Annotated in this window: 15 protein-coding genes; 9 read left to right on the top strand and 6 right to left on the bottom strand. The window is 65.6% G+C overall.

Annotation, left to right across the window (positions count from 1 at the left end; translation table 11 throughout):
- Window positions 1–25: 25 nt before the first annotated feature.
- From A6723_RS01600 to glnE, 4 genes are all read right to left on the bottom strand, one after another.
- The gene (locus tag A6723_RS01600) at window positions 26–1,147 is read right to left on the bottom strand and encodes a glycosyltransferase family 4 protein (protein ID WP_054909992.1); all 1,122 of its coding nucleotides are present in this window, start codon (window positions 1,145–1,147) and stop codon (window positions 26–28) included.
- Entirely contained in the window at window positions 1,144–2,217 is a 1,074-nt protein-coding gene (gene waaC / locus A6723_RS01595; protein ID WP_054909993.1) for a lipopolysaccharide heptosyltransferase I, read from the bottom strand. The genes A6723_RS01600 and waaC overlap by 4 nt, the downstream gene beginning before the upstream one ends.
- Window positions 2,214–3,257: a lipopolysaccharide heptosyltransferase II gene (gene waaF / locus A6723_RS01590; protein WP_054909994.1), complete on the bottom strand. Its 1,044-nt coding sequence runs from the start codon at window positions 3,255–3,257 to the stop codon at window positions 2,214–2,216. Before waaF ends, waaC begins: the two co-directional genes overlap by 4 nt.
- Before the next feature lie 284 nt (window positions 3,258–3,541).
- Window positions 3,542–6,487 carry a bifunctional [glutamate--ammonia ligase]-adenylyl-L-tyrosine phosphorylase/[glutamate--ammonia-ligase] adenylyltransferase gene (gene glnE / locus A6723_RS01585; RefSeq protein ID WP_054909995.1) on the bottom strand — a complete coding sequence of 982 codons (2,946 nt, stop codon included), beginning with the start codon at window positions 6,485–6,487 and terminating at the stop codon, window positions 3,542–3,544.
- Between the two features lie 244 nt (window positions 6,488–6,731).
- On the opposite strand from glnE, the gene aceE reads away from it, so the two are divergent.
- The 4 genes from aceE (at window position 6,732) to msrA (ending at window position 14,807) form a co-directional block, all read left to right on the top strand.
- Window positions 6,732–9,380: a pyruvate dehydrogenase (acetyl-transferring), homodimeric type gene (gene aceE / locus A6723_RS01580; RefSeq protein WP_045216080.1), complete on the top strand. Its 2,649-nt coding sequence runs from the start codon at window positions 6,732–6,734 to the stop codon at window positions 9,378–9,380.
- Between the two features lie 11 nt (window positions 9,381–9,391).
- Entirely contained in the window at window positions 9,392–11,053 is a 1,662-nt protein-coding gene (gene aceF / locus A6723_RS01575; RefSeq protein ID WP_054909996.1) for a dihydrolipoyllysine-residue acetyltransferase, read from the top strand.
- A 273-nt stretch (window positions 11,054–11,326) separates the two neighbouring features.
- Window positions 11,327–14,026, top strand: coding sequence for a bifunctional diguanylate cyclase/phosphodiesterase (locus A6723_RS01570; RefSeq protein WP_064979542.1), 2,700 nt, complete (start codon window positions 11,327–11,329; stop codon window positions 14,024–14,026).
- A 133-nt stretch (window positions 14,027–14,159) separates the two neighbouring features.
- Window positions 14,160–14,807, top strand: coding sequence for a peptide-methionine (S)-S-oxide reductase MsrA (msrA, locus tag A6723_RS01565; protein WP_024764124.1), 648 nt, complete (start codon window positions 14,160–14,162; stop codon window positions 14,805–14,807).
- A gap of 208 nt (window positions 14,808–15,015) precedes the next feature.
- Here the strand turns inward: msrA and A6723_RS01560 are convergent, their stop codons facing one another.
- On the bottom strand, window positions 15,016–15,852 hold the full coding sequence (locus tag A6723_RS01560) for a 23S rRNA (adenine(2030)-N(6))-methyltransferase RlmJ (protein WP_064979541.1): 837 nt from the start codon (window positions 15,850–15,852) through the stop codon (window positions 15,016–15,018).
- 178 nt (window positions 15,853–16,030) lie between these two features.
- Between A6723_RS01560 and A6723_RS01555 the strand changes: the two genes are divergently transcribed.
- Window positions 16,031–17,833: an acyl-CoA dehydrogenase gene (locus A6723_RS01555; RefSeq protein WP_054909999.1), complete on the top strand. Its 1,803-nt coding sequence runs from the start codon at window positions 16,031–16,033 to the stop codon at window positions 17,831–17,833.
- A 44-nt stretch (window positions 17,834–17,877) separates the two neighbouring features.
- Here the strand turns inward: A6723_RS01555 and A6723_RS01550 are convergent, their stop codons facing one another.
- On the bottom strand, window positions 17,878–18,057 hold the full coding sequence (locus A6723_RS01550; protein WP_054910000.1) for a hypothetical protein: 180 nt from the start codon (window positions 18,055–18,057) through the stop codon (window positions 17,878–17,880).
- Here A6723_RS01550 and A6723_RS01545 point away from each other — a divergent pair.
- The 4 genes from A6723_RS01545 (at window position 18,056) to selO (ending at window position 25,490) form a co-directional block, all read left to right on the top strand.
- Window positions 18,056–18,694 carry a hypothetical protein gene (locus A6723_RS01545; protein ID WP_054910001.1) on the top strand — a complete coding sequence of 213 codons (639 nt, stop codon included), beginning with the start codon at window positions 18,056–18,058 and terminating at the stop codon, window positions 18,692–18,694. The two genes, A6723_RS01550 and A6723_RS01545, sit on opposite strands and share 2 nt — an antisense overlap.
- 100 nt (window positions 18,695–18,794) lie before the next feature.
- On the top strand, window positions 18,795–20,537 hold the full coding sequence (locus A6723_RS01540) for a potassium/proton antiporter (RefSeq protein WP_054910002.1): 1,743 nt from the start codon (window positions 18,795–18,797) through the stop codon (window positions 20,535–20,537).
- Window positions 20,538–20,620: 83 nt separating this feature from the next.
- Window positions 20,621–23,971 (top strand): mechanosensitive channel MscK, encoded by a 3,351-nt coding sequence (mscK, locus tag A6723_RS01535; RefSeq protein ID WP_054910003.1) that lies wholly within the window; start codon window positions 20,621–20,623, stop codon window positions 23,969–23,971.
- Window positions 23,972–24,029: 58 nt separating this feature from the next.
- Window positions 24,030–25,490, top strand: a complete 1,461-nt coding sequence (selO, locus tag A6723_RS01530) for a protein adenylyltransferase SelO (RefSeq protein WP_054910004.1) — start codon at window positions 24,030–24,032, stop codon at window positions 25,488–25,490.
- Window positions 25,491–25,585: the final 95 nt, after the last annotated feature.

The following is a 25,585-nucleotide window of genomic DNA, read 5'->3' as shown; positions in this document are numbered from 1 at the left end:
CTCGCTCCTGCGAGAGCCAAAGCGTTCATGCATGCCCCCGCAGGATCACGTCTGCCGCATGCTGCGGCATGCTGTAGAGATCGGCGGTGTCGGCGAAGGCCAGGCCGTTGCGCGACCAGTCGGCGCGCGCGGTGTCGTCTTCCAGCATCTCCTGGAGCATGGTGTTCAGCCGCTCCTGCTCGAAGGGCGACGGCACCACACGGCCGGCTTTCGCCTCGTCGATGTAATGGGCGTAGCCGCAGACATCGGTGACCAGCACCGGCAAGCCCGCGACCAGCGCTTCGAGCAGCACGGTGCCGGTGTTCTCGTTGTACGCCGGGTGAATCAGCAGGTCAGCGCCGAGCAGGAAGCGCGGGATATCGCTGCGCCCCTTGAGAATCTGCACGTTGTCCGACAGGCCCAGCGCCTTCACCTGCAACAGGAACGGCTTGGGATCGTCCTGGCCGATGGCGATCAGGCGGGTGCGCTTGCGCAGCGAGCGCGGCAACGCGGCCAGCGCCTTGAGGCTGCGGTCCAGGCCCTTGGTCTTGAAGCCGGAACCGATCTGCACCAGCAGCAGGTCATCTTCGGCCAACTTGAATTCGCGGCGGAACTCGGCGCGGATTTCGGCGGCATTGGCCGGTGCGCGGCGGTCCTGGGCGATGCCCGGCGGCAACAGGTGGAAGCGCGCCTCCGGGGTTCGGTAATGCTTGATGAACAGCGGCTGCTGCACCTCGGAGATCATCAGGATCTCGGTCTTCGATTCCGGCGCGAACACCGCGCGCTCGTAGTCGGCGAAATGCTTGTAGCGACCCCAGCGGCGGTAGAAGGAGTTGCGCAGGGTCTGCGCCTTGTCCTCGAAGCAGCCGTCGGCGGCGTAGTACACATCCAGGCCCGGCATCTTGTTGAAGCCGATCACCCGATCTACCGGCGAGCGCGCGAGATCCGCGGCCAGCCAGGCGCTGAACTTCTCGTTGCGGCGATGGTTGAACAGCGACTTCACCGGCGCCACGCGCACGTCGAAGCCGGGCGGCACCTCGCCTTCCCAGATCGGCGTGTAGACACGGATGGAGTGGCCGCGCTTCTGGCACTCCAGGGCGATGCGCATGAAGTCGCGCTGCAGTCCGCCGAACGGGAAATATTTGTAGAGGACGAAAGCCAGGGTCATCGAAGCGTCTCCGGGGCCAGCAGCAGTGCCTCCAGCTGGGTCGCCACGCGCTGGGGGTTCAGGCGCGTGAAGCACAGAGGCTGTTCATGCCGCAGGTCGAACTGGCGCTTGTCTTCGGCCGTCGGCTGGTAGGTGCAGGTCTTCTGCAGGCAGGGCGCACACGAGGGCCAGTCGCTGCCCAGGTGCACCTGCGAGCGCCCGTAGGCGCCGGTCAGACCGGGGTTGGTCGGGCCGAACAGCGACAGCGTCGGCACATCCAGCGCAGCGGCCAGGTGTCCGAGACCAGTGTCGACCGCCACGCAGGCGGAAGCGCCGGCCAGCACCTTGGCCATGCCTGCGAGGGATAATCTGGGGAGTACCGATGCGTTTTCCAAGCCTTCGGCCAGCCGCTCGGCGCGTTGCCGCTCGGCCTCGTTGCCCCAGGGCAGGCGAACCTTCCAGCCACGCTCGCCCATGCGCTGGGCCAGTTCGCGCCAGTAGACCTCGGGCCAATGCTTGGTCACCCAGGTGGTGCCGTGGAGGAAGACCAGGTACGGCTCGGTCTCCACCGCATCCAGCAGGCGATTGCGATCCAGGCCGTAATCGCCAGTGCCAGTGGGTAGCGGGTAATCCAGCGCCTGGGCGAACAACTGGCGCACGCGCTCGACGGCATGCTGGCCCCAGGCGACCGGATAGGTGCGGTTATAGAAGCGGCTGGCAGCCGGCTCGCGCGCGGACTCCTTGTCCAGCCCGGCGATCGGCGTGCGACGGCGAGCGTGGCGGGTCAACCAGGCGCTCTTGAGCAGGCCCTGGGCGTCGATCACCAGGTCGTAGTCGACTTCCTTCAGGCGGCGCTTGAAGCGACTCCACTCGCCGCTCTTGATGGTCTGCCAGAGATTCTTGCGCCAGCGGCGGATCGCCACCGGGATCACCTGGGCCACGGCCGGGTGCCAGGCGGGAATCTCGGCGAAACCCTCTTCCACCACCCAGTCGAACTGGATGCCGGGAATGGCGCGGGCGGCGTCGGTCAACGCCGGCAGGGTATGAATGACATCGCCCAGGGACGAGGTCTTGATCAGCAGCACCCTCATTCCGCGCTATCCACATCCACCGGGTCGGCGACCAGTCGATCCAGCGCTTCGATCACCGGGCGCGGCTTGAGCTCGCGCAGGCAGTTGTAGTGACCAAAGCGGCACACACGGTCGAAGCAGGGGCTGCATTCCAGGCCGAGGCGAACGATCTCCACCTGGTCGGCCAGCGGCGGCGTGAACTGCGGCGAGGTGGAGCCGTAGACCGCTACCAGCGGGCGGTTCAGCGCGGCAGCCACATGCATCAGGCCCGAATCGTTGGTGACCACGGCACTGGCGCAGGACATCAGGTCGATGGCTTCGGACAGGGCGGTCTCGCCCGCCAGGTTCACCGACTCTTCACGCAGGCCGGGGATCAGGCGCATGCGGATGTCTTCGCCGCCGGGGTGGTCATTCTTCGAGCCGAAGATCCACACCTGCCAGCCGGCGCGGATCTTCACCTCGGCGACCTTGGCGTAGTACTCCGCCGGCCAGCGCTTGGCCTCGCCGAACTCGGCGCCGGGGCACAGCGCCAGCACCGGGCGGTCCAGGCTCAGGCCGAACTTGGCCAGCGCGGCCTCGCGACTCTGCGGGTCGATGGCCAGGCGCGGCTGTGGATAAGGCTGCGGCAGCTCCGCGCCCGGCTCGAAAGCCAGGGCCATGAAGCGCTCGATCATCAGCGGGTAGCGCTCTTTATCCAGCGCGCGGATGTCGTTGAGCAGGCCGTAGCGCATCTCGCCTTTCCAGCCGGTGCGCTTGGGGATGCCGGCAAAATAGGGCACCAGCGCCGACTTCAGCGAGTTGGGCAGGAGGATCGCCTGGTCGTACTGGCCCTTGAGGGTCTTGCCGATACGACGGCGCGAGGCGATGTCCAGCACACCGTGGCCGAGCGGGAAGCTCAGGGCCTGGCGCACCTCGGGCATGCGCTCGAGGATCGGCCGGCTCCAGTCGGGCGCCAGCACGTCGATCACGCAGTCGGGGTGCCGCTGCCTCAGACACTGGAAGAGTGTCTGCGCCATCACCATGTCGCCCACCCAGGAGGGGCCTACGATCAGAATTCTCATGCCTTTTCCAGAAACGACCGGGGAGGCTCTCGCCTCCCCGTACTCCATTCATCCAGCCGTGTGGCGCGTGCCCTCACGGTCGGGTGCCGAGCATCGAATGCCGGCAGTCTAGCCCAGCCGATCAGCCGGCCGGGCGGATTTCGTCACTCCCTGTGACCTGGCGCAATGGCATCACGCGCCTCGCTCCTGACATCTATATACCCGTGCAACGCAACTGACAGCGCGGGGCGCTCCGGCGAACATCATCGCCGGATGCTGGCTACTTCAGGGGAAATCGCAGCGATTCAGGTCAGCTCGAAAGCCTTCCACATCTGCATCACCATGCGCCGCTGCGCATGGAAGTGATCGCCGCTCACCACGCCCGGCTGCTTCTGCAGGGACAATCGGTGCGCCGCCGCCCGGTAAGCCTTGTAGGCGTCCTGTAACTTCAGGACATCCTCGCCGGACATCAAGCCGACCCGCTCCAGCGCTTCCAGAATCCGGATATTGTCGGTGAACTCCACCAGCTCCGGGTGCTGCCACGACCAGGCCAGGGCCGCGTATTGCACCATAAATTCGATATCGACGATACCACCGGCATCCTGCTTGAGATCGAACGGGGCCGCGGCCTCGAAGGCATTCGGTGCGGTACCGGCAGCGGTGCTCTGGGTACCGAGGTTGTCGCGCATCTTGGCGCGCATCTCGCTGACTTCCTTGCGCAACTCGCCCAGGTCGCGCCGCTGACCGATGACTTTCGCGCGGATCGCCTCGAACGCCTTGGCCACCCGCTGGCAGCCCGCGAGCACGCGGGCGCGCACCAGCGCCTGGTGCTCCCAGGTCCAGGCCTCGCCCAGTTGATAGGCCTCGAAGGCGCGCAGCGAACTGACCAGCAGCCCGGAAGCGCCACTCGGGCGCAGGCGCATATCCACTTCATAGAGCATGCCCGAAGGCGTCTGCGCGGTGAGGAAGTGGATGATTTTCTGCCCCAGGCGCGTGTAGAACTGCGCGCCGTCGATGGACTTCTCGCCGTCGGTCTCGCTCTGCGGGTCGCCGTCGTGGATGAATACCAGGTCCAGGTCCGAACCGTGGCCCAGCTCCAGGCCACCGGACTTGCCGTAGCCGATGATGATGAAGTCCGGATCGCACGGCGTACCGTCCACGCGAGTGGGCCGGCCATGGCGCTGCACCAGTTGGTCCCAGGTCAGGACGAGTACCTGTTCGAGGATCGCCTCGGCCAGCCAGGTCAGGTAATCGCTCACCTTCATTAAAGGCAGGGTGCCGGCGATCTCCGAGGCCACCACGCGCAGGCCGTGGGCCAGCTTGAAGTGGCGCAGGGTTTCCATCTGCTGCTCGAGGTCGTCTTCGGGGATGCGCATCAGCCGCTCGCGCAGCTCGGCGCCCAGTTCAGCGGCCTGCGGCGGGCGGAACAGGCGCCCTTCGTTCAACAGTTCATCGAGCAGGATCGGGAAGCGAGCGATCTGCTCGGCCACCATCGGGCTGGCCGCGCAGAGGGTCAGCAGGCGCTCCAGTGCACCGGGGTTCTCGGTGAGCAGCACCAGATAGGCGGAGCGCCGCGCCACCGCCTCGATCAACGGCAGCGTGCGCTCCAGCAGCACGTCCGCCGGACCGCGCTCGGCAATCATGTTCAGCAATCGTGGCATGAAGGCATCCAACCGCTCGCGCCCAAGACGCTGCATGGCACGCACCTGCGTGCCATGGCGCAAGTCGGTCAGACGCTTCCAGGCCTGCGCGGGCTCGGCGAACCCGGCGTCGGCGAACTGCCGGCAGGCGGACTCCTCGTCCACCGCCTCTTCCCAGAGCGGAATCCATTCGCCACCGATAGTGGTGTCGACCTGGCCGTCTTCGTCCTCGTCCGGATCGGCGATGACCTGGCGGAAATGCCAGTCGATGCGATCGCGCCATTGATTGGTGGCCTGGTGGAACGCCGACCAGTTGGCGAAGCCCATGATGAAGGCGACGCGGATTCGCTCGAGTTCGTCCTCCGGCAGCATCTGCGTCTGCCGATCAGCGATGGCCTGCAGGGCGTGCTCGGCGTAACGCAGGAACTCGTAGCCCTCGCGCAACTCGGCGACCACCTGCGGCGGCAGGTAGCCCTGCCCTTCGAGGATCGCCAGCACGCGCAGCAGCGGCCGCTGCTGCAGGCTGAGGTCACGGCCGCCATGGATCAGCTGGAAGGCCTGGGCGATGAACTCCACCTCGCGGATGCCCCCGGCACCCAGCTTGATGTTCTCGCTCATGCCCTTGCGCCGGACTTCCTGCTGGATCAGCTGCTTCATGGTGCGCAGCGCCTCAATGGCGGAGAAGTCCAGGTAGCGCCGGTAAACGAACGGACGCAGCAGCTCCAGCAGGCGCTGGCCGGCTTCCTGGTCGCCGCCGACCACGCGCGCCTTGATCATCGCGTAGCGTTCCCAGTCGCGCCCCTGGTCCTGGTAGTACTGCTCCAGCGCAGCGAAGCTGTGTACCAGCGGACCGCTGGAGCCGTAGGGGCGCAGGCGCATGTCGACGCGGAAGGCGAAGCCGTCGACGGTAATGGCGTCCAGCGACTTGATCAGCTTCTGCCCCAGGCGGGTGAAGAACTCCTGATTGTCCAGCGCCCGCTTGGCGCCCTGGGTTTCGCCGCCCTCGGGATAGCCGAAGATCAGGTCGATGTCGGAGGACAGGTTCAGCTCGCCCGCACCCAGCTTGCCCATGCCCAGCACGATCATCTTCTGCGGCAGGCCCGAGCGATTGCCGATGGGCACGCCGAACTGCTGGCAGTGGCGCTGGTAGAGCCAGGCCAGGGACTGGTCGATGCAGGCGTCGGCAAGGTCCGACAGATCACGGCAGGTACCCGCCAGGTCGCTGCGACGGCTCAGGTCGCGCCAGATGATGCGCACCTGCTGGCGCCGACGGAAGCGACGCAGGCGGCGACCCAGTTCGTCCTCGTCGGCGCAATCGGCGAGCAGCGCTTCCAGCTGCGCGCCCATTTCGCCGGGCTGCAGGACGCGCTCCAGCTCACCGGTCGCGGCCAGCTCCAATAGAAAGGCAGGATCGCGCTGGACCTGTTCGGCAACGAAATCGCTGCCGGCGGTGACGCGGGAGAAATCGGCGTGCCGCTCGTCGGACCAGCTGTCGAAGCTGGCGATCTGCTCGGGGGAAAACGCGGCGATGGCAGTACGAAAATTCTGTTCAGCCCGCTCGGCGAGGGGCTTGAGAGTAGCCGGCAAAGCGGCCAGGGACGGCAGGCTCATGGTCTATCCTGAGTGGTCGGCGAGGCGCCGGCATTCCTGTCTTTTCGTGCCCCTGTAGTTTTACTACTAACTTTTTCGAGGGGAGGGATGTATCCGCTGGCGATTTGTAGTAAAACTACAACCCGCCGGGCGTACCCCCGGAGCACTTCCAAGAATTCGCCGCGTCGCCCACGAGGTTGGCGCAGCTATCGGCAACGATCTACTGGCTTCCGATTCTGGAAGCCTTTCCGCCCTGGAGCAAGCCATGCAAGACCTCGATCCCGTCGAAACCCAGGAATGGCTGGACGCCCTGGAATCGGTCCTGGACCGTGAAGGTGAAGACCGCGCCCATTACCTGATGACCCGCATGGGCGAGCTGGCCAGCCGGTCCGGCACCCAACTGCCCTACGCCATCACCACACCGTACCGCAACAGCATCCCGGTCACCCACGAAGCGCGCATGCCCGGCGACCTGTTCATGGAGCGCCGCATCCGCTCCCTGGTGCGCTGGAACGCCCTGGCGATGGTGATGAAGGCCAACAAGAACGACCCGGATCTGGGTGGCCACATCTCCTCCTTCGCCTCCTCGGCGACCCTGTACGACGTTGGCTTCAACTACTTCTTCCAGGCCCCGACCGACGAACACGGCGGCGACCTGGTGTTCTTCCAGGGCCACGCCTCCCCCGGCGTTTACGCCCGCGCCTTCCTCGAAGGCCGCATCAGCGAAGACCAACTGAACAACTTCCGTCAGGAAGTGGACGGCAACGGCCTGTCTTCCTACCCGCACCCCTGGCTGATGCCGGACTTCTGGCAGTTCCCGACCGTCTCCATGGGTCTGGGCCCGATCCAGGCGATCTACCAGGCGCGCTTCATGAAGTACCTGGAAAGCCGCGGCTTCATCCCCGCCGGCAAGCAGAAGGTCTGGTGCTTCATGGGCGACGGCGAGTGCGACGAGCCCGAATCCCTGGGCGCGATCTCCCTGGCCGGCCGCGAGAAGCTGGACAACCTGATCTTCGTCATCAACTGCAACCTGCAGCGCCTCGACGGCCCGGTTCGCGGCAACGGCAAGATCATCCAGGAACTCGAAGGCGTATTCCGTGGCGCCGAGTGGAACGTCAACAAGGTGGTCTGGGGTCGCTTCTGGGACCCGCTGTTCGCCAAGGACACCGCCGGCCTGCTGCAGCAGCGCATGGACGAGGTCATCGACGGCGAGTACCAGAACTACAAGGCCAAAGACGGCGCCTACGTGCGTGAGCACTTCTTCGGTGCGCGTCCGGAGCTGCTGGAGATGGTCAAGGACCTCTCCGACGAGGAAGTCTGGAAACTCAACCGTGGCGGCCACGACCCCTACAAGGTCTATGCGGCCTACCACCAGGCGGTCAACCACAAGGGCCAGCCCACCGTCATCCTGGCCAAGACCATCAAAGGCTACGGCACCGGTTCCGGCGAAGCGAAGAACATCGCGCACAACGTCAAGAAGGTCGACGTCGAGTCCCTGAAGTCGTTCCGCGACAAGTTCGACATCCCGATCAAGGATGCCGATCTGGAAAACCTGCCGTTCTACCGCCCCGAGGAAGGCAGCGCCGAAGCCAAGTACCTGGCTTCCCGCCGTGCCGCGCTGGGCGGCGTGATGCCGGTTCGCCGCGAGAAGAGCTTCCAGGTCCCGGTTCCCCCGCTGGAAACCCTCAAGGCCATGCTCGACGGCTCGGGCGACCGCGAAATCTCCACCACCATGGCCTTCGTGCGGATCATCTCGCAGCTGGTCAAGGACAAGGAACTCGGCCCGCGCATCGTCCCGATCGTGCCGGACGAAGCCCGTACCTTCGGTATGGAAGGCATGTTCCGCCAGTTGGGCATCTACTCCTCCGTCGGCCAGCTCTATGAGCCGGTGGATAAGGACCAGGTGATGTTCTACCGCGAGGACAAGAAAGGTCAGATCCTCGAGGAAGGCATCAACGAAGCCGGCGCCATGTCCAGCTGGATCGCCGCGGGTACCTCGTACTCCACGCACAACCAGCCGATGCTGCCGTTCTACATCTTCTACTCGATGTTCGGCTTCCAGCGTATCGGCGACCTGGCCTGGGCCGCTGGCGATAGCCGCGCGCACGGTTTCCTGATCGGCGGCACCGCCGGCCGTACCACCCTGAACGGTGAAGGCCTGCAGCACGAAGACGGTCACAGCCACCTGCTGGCGGCGACCATCCCGAACTGCCGCACCTACGATCCGACCTACGCCTACGAGCTGGCGGTGATCATCCGCGAAGGCTCGCGCCAGATGATCGAAGAGCAGCAGGACATCTTCTATTACATCACCGTGATGAACGAGAACTACGTCCAGCCGGCCATGCCCAAGGGCGCCGAGGAAGGCATCATCAAGGGCATGTACCTGCTCGATGAGGACAAGAAGGACGCCGCGCATCACGTGCAGCTGCTGGGTTCGGGCACCATCCTGCGCGAAGTCGAAGCCGCCGCGAAGATCCTGCGCGAAGACTTCGGCATCGGCGCCGACGTCTGGTCCGTTCCGAGCTTCAACGAACTGCGCCGCGACGGCCTCGCCGTTGAGCGCTGGAACCGCCTGCACCCGGGTCAGAAGCCCAAGCAGAGCTACGTCGAAGAGTGCCTGTCCGGCCGCAAGGGCCCGGTCATCGCCTCCACCGACTACATGAAGCTCTACGCCGAGCAGATCCGCCAGTGGGTTCCGAGCAAGGAATTCAAGGTCCTGGGCACCGACGGCTTCGGCCGCAGCGACAGCCGCCGCAAGCTGCGCGACTTCTTCGAAGTCGACCGCCACTGGGTCGTGCTGGCCGCGCTGGAAGCCCTGGCCGATCGTGGTGATATCGAACCCAAAGTGGTGGCCGAAGCCATCGCCAAGTTCGGCATCAACCCCGAAAAACGCAACCCGCTGGACTGCTGAGGAGAGGCACGATGAGCGAACTGATTCGTGTACCCGACATCGGCAATGGTCAGGGTGAAGTCATCGAACTGCTGGTCAAGGTCGGCGACACCGTCGAGGCCGACCAGAGTCTGCTGACCCTGGAATCCGACAAGGCCAGCATGGAGATTCCCTCGCCGAAAGCTGGCGTGGTGAAGAGCCTGAAGGTCAAGGTGGGCGACACCCTGAAGGAAGGCGACGAGATCCTCGAGCTGGAAGTCGAGGGTGGTTCGGCTACCGCCGAAGCGCCCAAGGCCGAAGCTCCGGCACCGGCCGCCGAGGCACCGAAGGCAGAGGCTCCGGCCGCTGCCCCGGCGCCGGCCGCTGCCCCGGCGCCGGCTGCCGCACCCGCCGCTGGCGCCAGCGTCCAGGACATCCATGTCCCGGACATCGGCTCTACCGGCAAGGCCAACGTCATCGAAGTCATGGTGAAAGCCGGCGACACGGTCGAAGCCGACCAGTCGCTGATCACCCTGGAGTCGGACAAGGCCAGCATGGAAATCCCCTCGCCGGCTGCCGGCGTGGTGGAGAGCGTGTCGATCAAGATCGGTGACGAAGTCGGCACCGGCGACCTGATCCTCAAGCTGAAGGTCGCGGGCGCTGCTGCCCCGGCTGCTGCTGAACCAGCTCCGGCGGCTGCTCCGGCTCCGGCCGCTGCCGCTCCAGCCGCCGCCCAGGCACCGGCTGCCGCGCCGGCCAAGGCTGCGGAAGCCGCTCCGGTGGGCGCGCCCAGCCGTGACGGCGCCAAGGTCCACGCAGGCCCTGCGGTGCGCATGGTCGCCCGCGAGTTCGGCGTCGAGCTGAGCGAAGTCAAAGGCACCGGCCCGAAAGGCCGCATCCTCAAGGAAGACGTGCAGCTGTTCGTCAAGGAACAACTGCAGCGCGCCAAGTCGGCTCCGGCCGGCGCTACCGGTGGCGCAGGCATCCCGCCGATCCCGGAAGTCGACTTCAGCAAGTTCGGCGAAGTGGAAGAAGTGGCGATGACCCGCCTGATGCAGGTCGGCGCCGCCAACCTGCACCGCAGCTGGCTGAACGTGCCGCACGTGACCCAGTTCGACTCGGCCGACATCACCGAGATGGAAGCCTTCCGCGTGGCCCAGAAAGCCGTAGCGGAGAAGGCTGGCGTCAAGCTGACCGTGCTGCCGATCCTGCTGAAGGCCTGTGCCCACCTGCTCAAGGAAATGCCGGACTTCAACAGCTCGCTGGCCCCCAGCGGCAAGGCGCTGATCCGCAAGAAGTACGTGAACATCGGCTTCGCCGTGGACGCGCCGGACGGCCTGCTGGTACCGGTGATCAAGAACGTCGACCAGAAGAGCTTGCTGCAACTGGCCGCCGAGGCCGCCGAACTGGCGGAGAAAGCGCGCACCAAGAAGCTCTCCGCCGACGCCATGCAGGGCGCCTGCTTCACCATCTCCAGCCTCGGCCACATTGGCGGCACCGGCTTCACGCCGATCGTCAAYGCGCCGGAAGTGGCGATCCTSGGYGTSAGCAAGGCGACSATGCAGCCGGTGTGGGACGGCAAGGCCTTCCAGCCGCGCCTGATGCTGCCGCTGTCGCTGTCCTACGATCACCGCGTGATCAACGGGGCCGCTGCCGCGCGCTACACCAAGCGCCTGTCCGACCTGCTGGGTGATATCCGCACCCTGCTGCTGTAAGTGTTGTAAGGGGCCGGCCCGCGCCGGCCCTTCCTCTCGACGAGCACGCCACGCTCGTACTCTCCAGCCCTGCCGGATGGCGGGGCTTCTTTTTGCCCGCACGATTCTGACCGGCGGCTCGGCGTCGCGGCCGCACCGCGCTCAACTTCGCTGCGTGACGGCCGATACAGTCTTGGCTTGTCATGGCCCCGTGCCTCATGCAAATCTTGCCAACGCCCATAGAAGTCGGGTGGGGCGAAGTACCCCATCCAGCACCCTGGAAATCTCCCGCGCATGAAGAGTCATCCCGATGCCGCCAGCCGTCAGGCGGCCGAGGTTGTCACGCAGCTTCCCGTCCCTTCGAGGCTCGGGATGCTGCGCTTCGAGCGCCTGAACGAGCCCAGCTGGACCCTGCTGTTCCTCGACCCCGGCTGCGAACGCCAGATCGGCGTCCCGGCCCAGGACCTCTGCGGCATCCTCGACGCCCCCTACGCCAGCCTGATGGAGCCCGAAGCGCGCCATCGCCTGCACGAGCAGGTGCAGCAGCAACTGCTCAAGGACGGCCGTTACCGGGTGCGCTACCTGCTCCATTCGCCGCGCGGCACGCTGAACGTGCTGGAGGTCGGCGAAGCCTTCCAGCAGCACGGCCGCCAGCTGCTCCACGGCTACCTGCTACAGACCGAGGCAGACGAGCACGAAACCGAGCTGGACCCGCGCCTGCTGGACCTGGAAGCACAGAACATCCGCCTGAAGATGTCGCTGGAAATGTACCAGCGCTCCCAGGACGAACACCTGCAGCACCTGGTGCGCTCGCGTACCCAGCAGAACCTTATCGTGCGCCTGGCACGGCACCGCTACCTGTCCAGCGACCCGCTGCTGGAAGCCGCGCAACTGATCGCCCAGGCCGCCTGCGAGGCCTACGACGTCGCCCGCGCCGGCATCTGGCGCCTGCACCCGGACCACCGTCTGGAAGCGGTGACCATCTACCGCCGCGACACCGATCAGTACGAAAAGCCGCAGGACATCGACGCCAGCCACTTCCCCAATTACCTCGACGCGGTTCACAGCGGCCGCGCCATCGACGCCCACAACGCCCAGCAGGACCCGCGCACCCAGGAGCTGGCCATGCGCTACCTGCGCCCGCAGGGCATCAGCGCCATGCTCGACGCCACCATCCGCGTCGGTGGCGAGGTGGTCGGTGTGCTCTGCCTGGAACATGTCGGTGAAGTGCGCATGTGGCAGAGCGACGAGATCGCCTTCGCCGGCGAGCTGGCCGACCAGTACGCCCAGGTCCTGATGAATCACGAGCGGCGCAACGTCTCCAGCGCCCTGCACCTGTTTCAGCGCGCCGTCGAGCAGAGCGCCAGCGCCTTCCTGCTGATCGACCGTGACGGACTGGTGGAATACGTCAACCCGAGCTTCACCGCGATTACCCAGTACGGCGCCGACGAAGTTCGCGGCCGCCGCCTGCCGGAACTGCCGGCGCTGGCGAATCTCAGCGAACTGCTGTTCGACGCACGCTCCACCCTGGTCACGCAGAACAGCTGGCAGGGCGAATTCCGCAGCCGGCGCAAGAACCTCGAGCCCTACTGGGGCCAGCTGTCGCTGTCCAAGGTCTACGACGACAAGGGCGAGCTGACCCACTACATCGGCATCTACGAAGACATCACCCAGAGCAAGCTGGCTCAGCAGCACATCGAGAAGCTCGCCTACCGCGACAACCTCACCGGGCTGGCCAACCGTCACTTCTTCATCAATGCCCTGGAAGAGCGCCTGCAGGTGGGCAGCGAGCACTCGCTGAGCCTGCTGCTGGTGGACATCGACAACTTCAAGCGGATCAACGACAGCCTCGGCCACCAGACCGGTGACAAGCTGCTGGCCAACCTCGCCCGGCGCCTGCGCAGCAGCCTGAGCGACAGCGCCACCCTGGCGCGCTTCGCCAGCAATGAGTTCGCCGTGCTGCTGGAAGAATCCGTCGCCGGCCGTGGCGAGAAGATCGCCGCGCAGATCCTCGACGTGCTCGACAAGCCGCTGTTCGTCGACAACCAGCTGATCAGCATCACCGGCTCCGTGGGCATCGCCTACGCGCCGCAGCACGGGCAGGACCCGCAAACGCTGATGAAGCATGCGGGCCTCGCGCTGCACAAGGCCAAGGCCAACGGCAAGCACCAGGTGCAGACCTTCACCGAGGCGATGACCGCCGAGGCCAGCTACAAGCTGTTCGTCGAAAGCAACCTGCGCCGTGCACTGGTGCAGGACGAGCTGGCCGTGCACTACCAGCCCAAGCTGTGCCTGCGCAGCGGCGCACTGCTCGGCCTGGAAGCCCTGCTGCGCTGGCAACACCCGGAGAAGGGCATGATCCGCCCGGACCAATTCATCAGCGTCGCCGAGGAAACCGGCCTGATCATCCCCATCGGCAAATGGGTGATCCGCCAGGCCTGTCGCCAGGTCCGCGAGCTGGCCGCCAAGGGCCTGGGCGACCTGCACATGGCGATCAACCTGTCACCCAAGCAGTTCAGCGACCCGGACCTGGTCGGCTCCATCGCCGCGATCCTCCACGAGGAAAGCATCCCGGCCTCGCAGCTGGAACTGGAGCTGACCGAAAGCCTGCTGCTGGACGCTACCGACGACACTCGCCAGCAGCTGGAGCGCCTGAAGAACCTCGGCCTGACCCTGGCCATGGACGACTTCGGCACCGGTTACTCGTCGCTGAGCTACCTGAAGAAATTCCCCATCGATGTAATCAAGATCGATCGCAGCTTCATCAAGGACATCCCGGACAACCAGGACGACATGGAGATCACCTCCGCGGTGATCGCCATGGCGCACAACCTCAAGCTGCAGGTGGTCGCCGAAGGCGTGGAGACCGCCGCCCAGTTGGCCTTCCTGCGGCGCAACCGCTGCGACATCGGCCAGGGCTACCTGTTCGACAAACCCATCCCCAGCCACGACCTCTCCTCCAGCCTGCAGCGCTACCCCTGCCGCCCGCATTGAACGACTCTGGCGCGGCGTGCCCGCAGCCATTTGCACGAGCTGTCTCAAACCTCCCGCAAAGCAAAACAAACGCTGTAATCTTCGGCGAGTACCCGAGTCTATTGCCGCCCCTATTCGACAGGAGACGAATGCCATGACCCTGCGCTCGCAAATACTTGCCCACAAACTGGAACTGCCCAGCTCCGCCCAGGCCCTGCCGGGGCGCGAGAGCCCGATGCCGGTGCCCGAAGCGCATTACGTCAATGGCCACCCGCTGACTGCGCCCTTCCCCGCCGGCGTGCAGCAGATCGTTGTCGGCCTGGGCTGCTTCTGGGGAGCCGAGCGGCGCTTCTGGCAGCAGCCGGGTGTCTGGGTTACCGCAGTGGGTTATGCCGGCGGCTTCACGCCGAACCCGACCTACGACGAAGTCTGTTCCGGCCTGACCGGCCACAGCGAAGTGGTGCTGGTGGCCTACGACCCGCGCGAAACCAGCATCGAGGCGCTGCTCAAAGTATTCTGGGAATCCCACGACCCAACCCAGGGCATGCGCCAGGGCAACGATACCGGCACCCAGTACCGCTCGGTGATCTACTGGTTCGACCAGGCGCAGAAGGCCGCCATCGACGCCAGCCGCGCGGCCTTCCAGAAGGAACTGAGCGCCAAGGGCTACGGCGAGATCACCACGGAAATCCGCGAGGTGCCGCCGTTCTACTACGCCGAGGCCTACCACCAGCAGTACCTGGCCAAGAACCCCAACGGCTACTGTGGCCTGGGCGGCACCGGCGTCTGCCTGCCGGCGTAAGCCAGCTGTTACGGATGGGGGATTCCCAGCCCTTGCTCGCAAACTGACCTCGCAGCGGGGTTGTTCGCGAGCAGGGTGCTCCTACACGGAGCACCCTGCTCGCCCGCAGCGCAGGAGCGGACTCCGTCCGCGATCGGCCCAGCGCCTGCGCCGAATCCTCACGAGCGACAGCACCATGAAAAAGCCCCGGCACTGCCGGGGCTTTTTTTCATTCGGCGATCAGCCAGTCCACCTGGCTGCTGCCTTCACTCTGCGCCAGCGTCTGGGCCAACCAGGGCAGCAGGCCGCGCAGCTCCTCGTCCAGCGGCCACGGCGGATTGGCAATGACCAGCCCGGAGCCATTCAGGCGATCGGCTGTATCGGCCGGATGCACGCACAATTCCACACGGAGCATCTTCGGCGCCGAGCTCTTTTCCAGGCGCTGGTAGAAACGCTTGAGCTGGCGGCGATCCTTGATCGGGTACCAGATGGCAACCACGGTCTGGCGCATGCGGCCGATGGCTTCGTCCAGTGCGGTTACGCAGCGCTCCAGGTCATCGGGCTGCTCGAAGGGCGGATCGATCAACAGCACCCCGCGCTTCTCGGAAACCGGAAGGAAGGCCCGCGGCAGCAACCAGCCGTCGCCCTGATGCACCGAGATGCGGCGCTCGCCAGCCATGTTGGCCTTGAGCAGGCGGCCGTCTTCCGGGTGCAGCTCGTTGAGCATCACTCGGTCCTGCGGGCGGGTCAGGCGCCGCGCCAGCTCGGGCGAGCCGGGGTAGAACTCCAGTCCGCCATCGGGATTCAGCGCGCGGACTACCTCCAGGTAGTCCTGCAGCAGCTCCGGCAGGTCATCGCGCTCCCACAGGCGACCGATGCCCGACTCCCACTCGCCGGTACGGCTGGCTTCGTTACCCAGCAGGTCATAGAGGCCGATGCCGGAATGGCTGTCGAGGTAGGCGAAGGGCGTGTCCTTGCGCGCCATCAGCGCGAAGATGCGGGCAAGGACGATGTGTTTCAGCACGTCGGCGTGGTTGCCGGCGTGGTAGGCATGGCGGTAGTTCATGAATAACGGACTCCTCAAGGCGCGCAGTTTAGGTCCTGCGGCGGGTGCGGTGCGAGTCCGCCGTCGCCAGGGGCCTGCCGGGAGCCAAGTGTTTTAGCCCTTTATCACGCTCATGGATGATTCTGTGCGCGCTTCATTCACCAGACTAGACTGCGCCGATTCCCACGGAGGTCGATCCATGTCCGAGACCCTGCTCAGCTCCCGCAACCTCGCTTTCGAACTCTACGAAGTGCTCGATGCCGAGGCCCTGACCCAGCGCGAACGCTTCGCCGACCACAACCGCGAGACCTTCGATGCGGCCCTCTCCACCGCGCGTGGCATCGCCGAAGAGCTGTTCGCCCCGCACAACCGCAAGAACGACGAGAACGAACCGCAGTACGTCGACGGCGGCGCGGTACTGATTCCGGAAGTGAAGCCGGCAGTGGATGCGTTCAACGAAGCCGGTTTCCAGAATGCCTCGCGCAGCTTCGAACAGGGCGGCATGCAGTTGCCGCACCTGCTGTCGCGCGCCTGCTTCGCACACTTCCAGTCGGCCAACATCGCCACCTCGTCCTATCCGATGCTGAGCATGGGCGCCAGCCACCTGATCGAGACCTTCGGCAGCGACGAGCAGAAACGCCTGTTCCTGCAACCGATGATCGACGCGCGCTTCTTCGGCACCATGGCGCTGACCGAGCCCCACGCCGGCTCGTCGCTGGCGGATATCCGCACCCGCGCGGAACCGGCCGCCGACGGCAGCTACCGGATCAAGGGCAACAAGATCTTCATCTCCGGCGGCGACCACCCGCTGTCGGAGAATATCGTGCACATGGTCCTGGCCAAGCTGCCGGACGCCCCGCCCGGCGTGAAAGGTATCAGCCTCTTCATCGTGCCGAAGTTCCTGGTCAACGACGACGGTTCCCTCGGCGCACGCAACGACGTGACCCTGGCAGGCCTGTTCCACAAGATGGGCTGGCGCGGCACTACCTCCACCGCGCTGAACTTCGGCGACAAGGGCGAGTGCGTTGGCTACCTCGTCGGCAAGCCACACCACGGCCTGGCCTATATGTTCCAGATGATGAACGAGGCGCGCATCGGCGTCGGCATGGGCGCGATCATGCTCGGCTACGCCGGCTACCTGTACTCCCTGGAATACGCCCGTGAGCGCCCGCAAGGCCGCCCGGTGGATGCCAAGGACCCGACCTCGGCGCCCGTCTCCATCGTCCAGCACACCGACGTGAAACGCATGCTGTTGACCCAGAAGTCCTACGTCGAGGGCGCCTTCGACCTGGGCCTGTACGCCTCGCGCCTGGTGGACGACTGCGAAACCCTGCCCACCGAGGAAGAGCGCAAGCAGGCCCACGAACTGCTCGACCTGCTCACTCCGATCGTCAAATCCTGGCCCTCGGAGTTCTGCCTGAAGGCCAACGAGCTGGCGATCCAGATCCTCGGCGGCCATGGCTACACCCGCGAATACCCGGTGGAGCAGTACTACCGCGACAACCGCCTGAACCCGATCCACGAAGGCACCCACGGCATCCAGTCGCTGGACCTGCTCGGCCGCAAGCTGGCGCAGAACAACGGCGCCGGCCTGAAACAGCTGACCCGCCTGATCAACCAGTGCTGCGAGCGCGCCAGCGCGCACCCGTCGCTGGACAAGCTGCGCGAGCCGCTGGAACAACTGATGGCGCGCCTGTCGGCCACCACCCTGAGCCTGCTCGGCGACCTGATGCAGGGCCGCGTGGCCCAAGGCCTGGCCAACTCGGCGTTGTACCTGAAGGTCTTCGGCCACGCCGTGATCGGCTGGCGCTGGCTGGAGCAGGCCATCCGTGCCGAAGAAGGACTGGCACGCGGCGACGCCGCCGATGCCGACTTCTATCGCGGCAAGCTGCAGGCTGCGCGCTACTTCCTGACCTGGGAAGTACCGTCCTGCCACCACGAGCTGGCGCTGCTGGAAACCCGCGACGACACCTGTTCCACCATGCAGGACGCCTGGTTCTAAGCGTCTCGTATGTCCCTTACGCCCCGGTCACGTCCGGGGCTTTTTTATGCCTGGATGAAGGCCTCGCCGACGGCTTCAGAAGCGCCCCACACGTTGCCGGAAGGCAGTCCAAAAAATTGAAGGAAGCTTCCCACTATCAGTACTGAACCGACCGACAGCAAGGCCCGAGGCAGATGCGTTTGAATAGCGCCCGCGTACTTTTCGCCCCTCACGATCATGGCCATGCAGACCGTCACCCTTCCGTCACTCCAGCGCTACTACCAGAACTTTCTAGTCCTGCTCGCTATCGCCGTAGCGCTGGGCTGCACGCTCGTCCTGTTCAACACCGGCTCAACCGATGACGGCAAACAGCGTGAAACAGCCCTTTCACCCCGCACCTCGCCGATCTACAGCACGCCCAGCACAGAAGCCTTCGAGCATGCCGACGACTACCTGAAGGAAATCGACAAGGCCATAACCGACGGGCTGGCCGTGCTGCGCGGCGGAGAGAGCGAGTCGATCACCTCGCAGAGCCGCTACTTCAATGCACTGGTCAATGCAGGCTACGCGCAGTTCGGCTCGTCCTATTACGACCCGCTGGGAAGCTGCGGCGTTTCCGGCAGCTCGGCCCGCCACCTCTGGCACACGCAGATTCGCGCCCTGACCACCGACGCCGGGCATAGCATCGCCGGCGAGGTCGCCAATGCGCGCGCCATCCTGCAACGGGACAGGCAATCCTGCCTGGACGCCGTCAGCCTGCCTCTGGAAGAGGCACTGAAATGGGCGCCCAGCGCACTCTCCGGGCTCAATCTGGTGCCCACGTGGCAAGGCAGTGCGGGCTGGCTCGAAAGCACCGCCGAACGGTCCTCAACAAACCTTTGACAGCCTTGTAAATCCGCAGGTTAGAATCAATTGGCATGCGGCCTGCATCCTGATCCTTGAGTAGCGTCGCCACTCCCCCATTCCCCAGGAGGTCGACACCTTGGATGCCGTGGCCATCAACAGCTATTTCCTGATCGCTGCTGTGCTCATCGGCATGAGCATCCTGGTCAGCTCGCTGTCTTCGCGGCTGGGCATCCCGATCCTGGTGATCTTCCTGGCCGTGGGCATGATCGCCGGCACTGATGGTCCCGGCGGCATCGGCTTCTCCAACTATCCCATGGCCTACCTGGTGGGCAACCTCGCACTGGCGGTCATCCTGCTGGACGGTGGCTTGCGCACGCGGGTGTCGAGCTTTCGCGTGGCGCTCTGGCCGGCGTTGTCGCTGGCCACCGCAGGCGTACTGATCACCGCCGGGCTGACCGGCGTTGCCGCAGCCTGGCTGTTCAAGCTGAGCTGGATGGAGGGCCTGCTGATCGGCGCTATCGTTGGCTCTACGGATGCCGCGGCGGTGTTCTCGCTGCTGGGCGGCAAGGGCCTGAACGAACGGGTCACCGCGAGCCTGGAGATCGAGTCGGGCAGCAACGACCCGATGGCAGTGTTCCTCACCGTCACCCTGATCGACATGCTCGTCCACGGCGAAAGCGGCCTGTCCTGGAGCTTCCTCTGGCACTTCCTGCGCGAGTTCGGCATCGGCTCGGTGCTCGGCCTGGGTGGCGGCTGGCTGCTGCTGCAGGTGATCAACCGCATCCACCTGGCCAACGGCTTGTACCCACTGCTGGCCATCAGTGGCGGCCTGCTGATCTTCGCCGTGGCCAACGCGGTGCACGGCAGCGGCATCCTGGCCATCTACCTGTGCGGCCTGGTGTTGGGCAACCAGCCGATCCGCTCGCGCCACGGCATCATGCACATGCTCGACGGCATGGCCTGGCTGGCGCAGATCGGCATGTTCCTGGTCCTCGGCCTGCTGGTCACGCCCCACGACCTCTGGCCCATCGCCCTGCCCGCCCTCGGCCTGGCGCTGTGGATGATCCTCTTCGCCCGCCCGCTGTCGGTGCTGGTGGGCCTTGCGCCATTCCGCGCCTTCCACGGCCGCGAGAAGGCCTTCATTGCCTGGGTTGGCCTGCGCGGCGCGGTACCGATCATTCTCGCAGTGTTCCCGCTGATGGCCGGGCTACCCAACGCCCAGCTGTTCTTCAACGTCGCCTTCTTCATCGTGCTGGTCTCGTTGCTGGTACAGGGCACCAGCCTTCCCTGGGCCGCCAAGCTGCTGCGCGTGGTAGTGCCGCCGGACCCGGCGCCAATCTCCCGCGCCGGCCTGGAAGTCCACCCGACCAGCGAGTGGGAGCTGTTCGTCTATCACCTGAGCAAGGAAAAGTGGTGCATCGGCGCCGCCCTGCGCGAACTGAAAATGCCCGAAGGCACCCGTATCGCCGCACTGTTCCGCGGCACCCAGTTGCTGCACCCGTCCGGTAGTACCATCCTCGAAGCCGACGACATCCTCTGCGTGATCGGCCACGAGCATGACCTCTCGCCGCTGGGCAAGCTGTTCAGCCAGGCGCCGGACCGCGGCCTGAGCGCCCGCTTCTTCGGCGACTTCGTCCTGGAGGGCGACGCCCAGCTCTCCGCCGTGGCCTCGCTCTATGGCCTGAAGCTGGAGGGTGTGGACGGCGAGCAGAACCTGGGCCGCTTCATCGCCCACGAGATCGGCGGCCAGGCGATCATCGGCGACCAGGTGGAATGGAACGGCCTGACCTGGACCGTTGCCGCCCTGGACGGGAACAAGATTCGCAAGGTCGGGGTCAAATTCCCGGAAGGCCGTCCCGGCCCCGGTCTGTTCCTCTGACCGCCCACCGGTACCCGCTTGCGGGTGCCGGCCCGCCAGCACTACCCTCTGCCCACTTTCCGCACGAGCCGCCACCCGCGACCATGTCATTCCTGCTGCGTACCCTTCTGACCACCGTCCTGCTGGGCGGCTCACTCATCGGCCTGCCCGCGCTGGCCGCCGACACGACTCCGCCAAGCGCCGAGAAGGTGCAACAGAGCCTCGACAGCCTGGCCGACCGCAAACTGGCCGACGCCGAAGCCAAGCCGATCAAGGCGAGCCTGGAAAACACGCTGAAGCTGCTGGCGGCCAAGGCCGACAGCGAAAAGCAGCTGATCGAGCTCAGGGGGCGGCTGGCCGATGCGCCCAAGCTGATCAACGAGAACCAGAAAGCGCTCGGCCGCCTCAAGGCCAGCAGTGAAAAGCCCGCCAGCCAGCGCTACAAGGATTCCAGCGCCACTCAGCTGGAGATGCTGCTCAACGAGCAATCCACCCAGCTCGCTGCCTGGCAGAAGGACATGGTCGACGCCAAGAGCGAGATCCTCACCGCGCAGACCCGTCCCGAACGGGCCCAGGCCGACCTGAGCAAGAACCAGACCCGCCTGCTGGAAATCGCCGGGCTGATCAAGGCTGGCAAGGAAGGCGCCAAGCCCATCACCGAAGAGCGCCGCAACGAGCTGCTCGCCGAACAGGCGATGCTCACGTCGCAGAACCTGCTGCTGCGCCAACAACTGGCCGGCAACAACCTGCTGCTCGACCTCGCCTCCAGCCAGCGCGACCTGCTGGCCGAGCGCATCGGCCGCGAGGAACGCGAAACCCTCGAGCTGCAGACGATGATCAGCGACAAGCGCCGCGAGCAGTCGGAGAAGACCGTCGCCGAGCTGTCCAAGGACAGCCAGGCCGCCGGCACCGACAGCCTGCTGAGCCAGCAGAGCGCCGCCAACCTCAAGCTCTCCGACTACCTGCTGCGCACCACCGACCGCCTCAACACGCTCACGCGGCGCAACCTGGAAGCCAAGCAGCAACTGGACAACCTGACCCAGGGCGAGCAGGCCCTGGACGAACAGATCAACGTGCTGCGCGGCAGCCTGCTGCTGGCCAAGATTCTCTACCAGCAGAAACAGTCGCTGCCGGTCATCCGGACCGACCAGGACCTCGCCGACGAAATCGCCGACCTGCGCCTGTACCAGTTCGAGCTGAACCAGAAGCGCGACGAGATCAATAACACCCAGGTCTACCTCGACAACCTGCTGGCCCAGCAGCCGCAGGAGAGCATCACCCCGCAGCTGCGCCACGACCTCGGCGAGCTGGTGGATACCCGCCTGGAGCTGATGGAGCGCCTCAACCACGAGCTCAACGCGCTGCTCAACGAAGCCATTACCCTGCAGCTGAACCAGAAGCAGCTCAAGGAAACCAGCGACAGCCTGCGCGCCACCCTCGACGAGCAGATGTTCTGGATTCCCAGCAACCGCCCGCTGGACCTGTCGTGGTTCAAGATGACCCCGACCCTGCTGCACCACCAACTCGCCGAAGTGCCCTGGGGATCGGGCGTGCAGGAACTGTTCGAGGGCCTGATCGACCGGCCGTTCCTGTTCCTGCCGCTGCTCCTGCTGGTCGCGGGGTTGCTGTGGAAGCGCAAGTTCCTTTACGACAAGCTGGAATCGCTGAACGACGACATCGGCCACTTCAAGCGCGACAGCCAGGCCCACACACCCCTGGCCCTGCTGCTCGCCGTGCTGCTGGCATTGCCCGGCACACTGGCGTTGGGGATCGCCGGCCTCGCCCTGCTGCTCGACGCCCGCGGCCAGAACGCCACCCTCGGCAGCGCGCTGCTGGAGATGGCGCAGGTCTGGCTGGTGTTCTACACCGCGCACCGCATCCTGCGTCCGGGCGGCATCGCCGAGCGGCACTTCCATTGGAGCCAGTCGCAGGTGCAGTTCCTCGGCAAGCTGATGCGCCGACTGGGCCTGGTGGTGATGTCGCTGGTCGCGGTGGTCACCGTCGCCGAGCATTCCCCGGCATCCCTCGCCGATGACGTGATCGGCATCGCCGTAGTGCTCTTCGGCTACGGCGCCATGACCTGGCTGCTCGCTCAACTGCTGTTCAACAGCCCGTCCAGCGAGCGGCCGTCGATGATCAAGATGGTCGTCGGCCTGGGCTTCACCGCCCTGCCGGTGGCGTTGTTCCTCGCCGTGGGGTTCGGCTACTACTACACCGCGCTCAAGCTCACCGACCGGCTGATCGACACCCTGTTCCTGCTGATGTTCTGGATGGTGGTGGAAGCCACCTTCATCCGCGGCATGGGCGTCGCCGCCCGTCGCCTGGCCTACCAGCGCGCCCTGTCGAAACGGCAGAACGCGCCCAAGGAAGGCATCGAGGGCACCGAGGTGGTGGAAGAACCGACCCTGGGCATCGAGCAGATCAACGAGCAGTCCATGCGCCTGATCCGCCTGGGCCTGCTGATCGGCTTCGTGGTCACCCTGTACTGGGTCTGGGCCGACCTGATCAGCGTGGTTTCCTACCTCGACAACGTGACCCTCTACCAATACACCAGCGGCACGGGCGACGCGGCCTCCACCACGCCGATCAGCCTCAGCGACTTCCTCATGGCCATGGTCATCGCGGCTGTCACCGTGGCCCTGGCGCGCAACCTGCCCGGCCTGCTGGAAGTGCTGGTACTGCAACGCCTGACCCTGGCCCAGGGCAGCGCCTACGCCATCACCACCCTGCTGTCCTACACCATCAGCGGCATCGGCTTCGTCAGCGCGCTGTCCACCCTCGGGGTGAGCTGGGACAAACTGCAATGGCTGGTGGCTGCGCTGTCGGTGGGCCTGGGCTTCGGCCTGCAGGCGATCTTCTCCAACTTCGTCTCCGGCCTGATCATCCTCTTCGAGCGCCCGGTGCGGATCGGCGACGTGGTGACCATCGGCACGCTGTCCGGTACCGTCAGCCGGATTCGTATCCGTGCCACCACCATCACCGACTTCGACCGCAAGGAAATCATCGTTCCCAACCAGACCTTCATCACCGGGCAGCTGGTGAACTGGTCGCTGAGCGATACCGTGACGCGGGTGACCATCAAGATCGGCCTGGCCTACGAGAGCGACCTGCCGCTGGCGCGCAAGATCATGCTCGACGCCGCCCACGCCAACACCCGCATCCTGCGGGACCCGGAGCCGGTGCTGTACTTCACCACCATCAGCGCCAGCACCTTCGACTACGAACTGCGCTTCCACGTGCGCGAGCTGGGCGACCGCAACCCGGCGGTGGACGAGACCCTCACGCGCATCGCCCTGGCCTTCCGCGAGGCCGGTATCGACATGGCCTTCAACCAGGTCGACGTGTTCCTGAAGAACTTCCAAGGGCAGGAAGCCCAGGTCATCGTCGGTCAGCAGCAACCCGCCGCCACGCCCGTGAAGATCAACCAGGACAAGCCCGCCGGCGACAAGGCCTGAGGGTGGACGCCTCCGGACATATCCGAGCACAATACTCGGACATGTCCGGAGTTAGCCTGTGAAAAAGCTCGACGAACTCGCCTTCGATAACCGCTTCGCCCGCCTGGGCGACGTGTTTTCCACCGAAGTCCTGCCCGATCCCATCGCCGACCCACGCCTGGTCGTCGCCAGCCGCTCGGCCATGGCCCTGCTCGATCTAGACCCGAGCGAGGCGGATACCCCGGTGTTCGCGGAGATCTTCGCCGGCCACAAGCTCTGGGAAGAAGCCGAGCCGCGCGCCATGGTCTATTCCGGGCACCAGTTCGGCTCCTACAACCCACGCCTGGGCGACGGCCGCGGCCTGCTGCTGGGCGAAGTGGTCAATGCTGCAGGCGAGCACTGGGACCTGCACCTCAAGGGCGCCGGGCAGACGCCCTACTCGCGCATGGGCGATGGCCGCGCGGTGCTGCGCTCGTCGATCCGCGAGTTCCTCGCCAGCGAATACCTCCACGCCCTCGGCATCCCCAGCAGCCGCGCGCTGTGCGTCACCGGCTCCAGCACCACGGTGTGGCGCGAGACCCGGGAAACCGGCGCCATGCTGCTGCGCATGGCGCCCAGCCACGTGCGCTTCGGCCACTTCGAGTACTTCTACTACACCCAGCAGGAAGAGCAGTTGAAGACGCTCGGCGAGTTCGTCCTGCGCGAGTATTTCCCCGACTGCCTGAACGACGAGAAACCCTACCTGGCATTCTTCCGCGAAGTGGTCGAGCGCAACGCGCAGATGATCGCCTGCTGGCAGGCCTACGGTTTCTGCCACGGCGTGATGAATACCGACAACATGTCGATCCTCGGCATCACCTTCGACTACGGCCCCTACGCCTTCCTCGACGACTTCGACGCCAACCACATCTGCAACCACTCTGACGACACCGGCCGCTACTCCTTCAGCAATCAGGTGCCCATCGCCCACTGGAACCTCGCCGCGCTGGGCCAGACGCTGGTGCATTTCGTCGAAGTCGATGACCTGCGCGCCACGCTGGACCTGTTCCTGCCGCTGTACCAGGCCCACTACCTGGACCTGATGCGCCGGCGCCTGGGCTTCACTACTGCCGAGGATGGCGACCTGGAGCTGGTACAGCGCCTGCTGCAGAGTATGCAGAAAGGCGCAGTGGACTACTCGCTGTTCTTCCGCCGCCTCGGCGAGCAGGCGCCAGAGCAAGCGCTGGCCGTGGTGCGTGACGACTTCGTCGACCTGGCCGGCTTCGACGCCTGGGCCGCCGACTATCAAGCACGCGCCGAACGTGAAGGTGGCAGCCAGGACCAGCGCCGCGCGCGCATGCACGCCGTCAACCCGCTCTACGTGCTGCGCAACTACCTGGCCCAGGAGGCCATCACCGCCGCCGAGCAGGGTGACTACAGCGTGGTGCGGCGCCTGCATGAAGTGCTCAGCAAGCCCTTCGAAGAGCAGCCGGATGCCGAGCACTTCACCCGCCGCCCGCCGGATTGGGGCCGGCACCTAGAGATCAGTTGCTCCTCCTGAGCCGGTTATAAGCTCAGCCAAAAGCGATCTAGCGACGCCCCGGCCACATTGCTCCCGGTCATTGACCGGAGCCGGGCGCCGCTCGCATCCTCGGG

The sequence above is a fragment of the Pseudomonas sp. AU11447 genome (assembly GCF_001672555.2).
GTDB classification, from domain to species: domain Bacteria; phylum Pseudomonadota; class Gammaproteobacteria; order Pseudomonadales; family Pseudomonadaceae; genus Pseudomonas; species Pseudomonas nitroreducens.
Note: the sequence above shows the minus strand (reverse complement) of the source record. Positions and strands in the feature narration are given on the sequence as shown.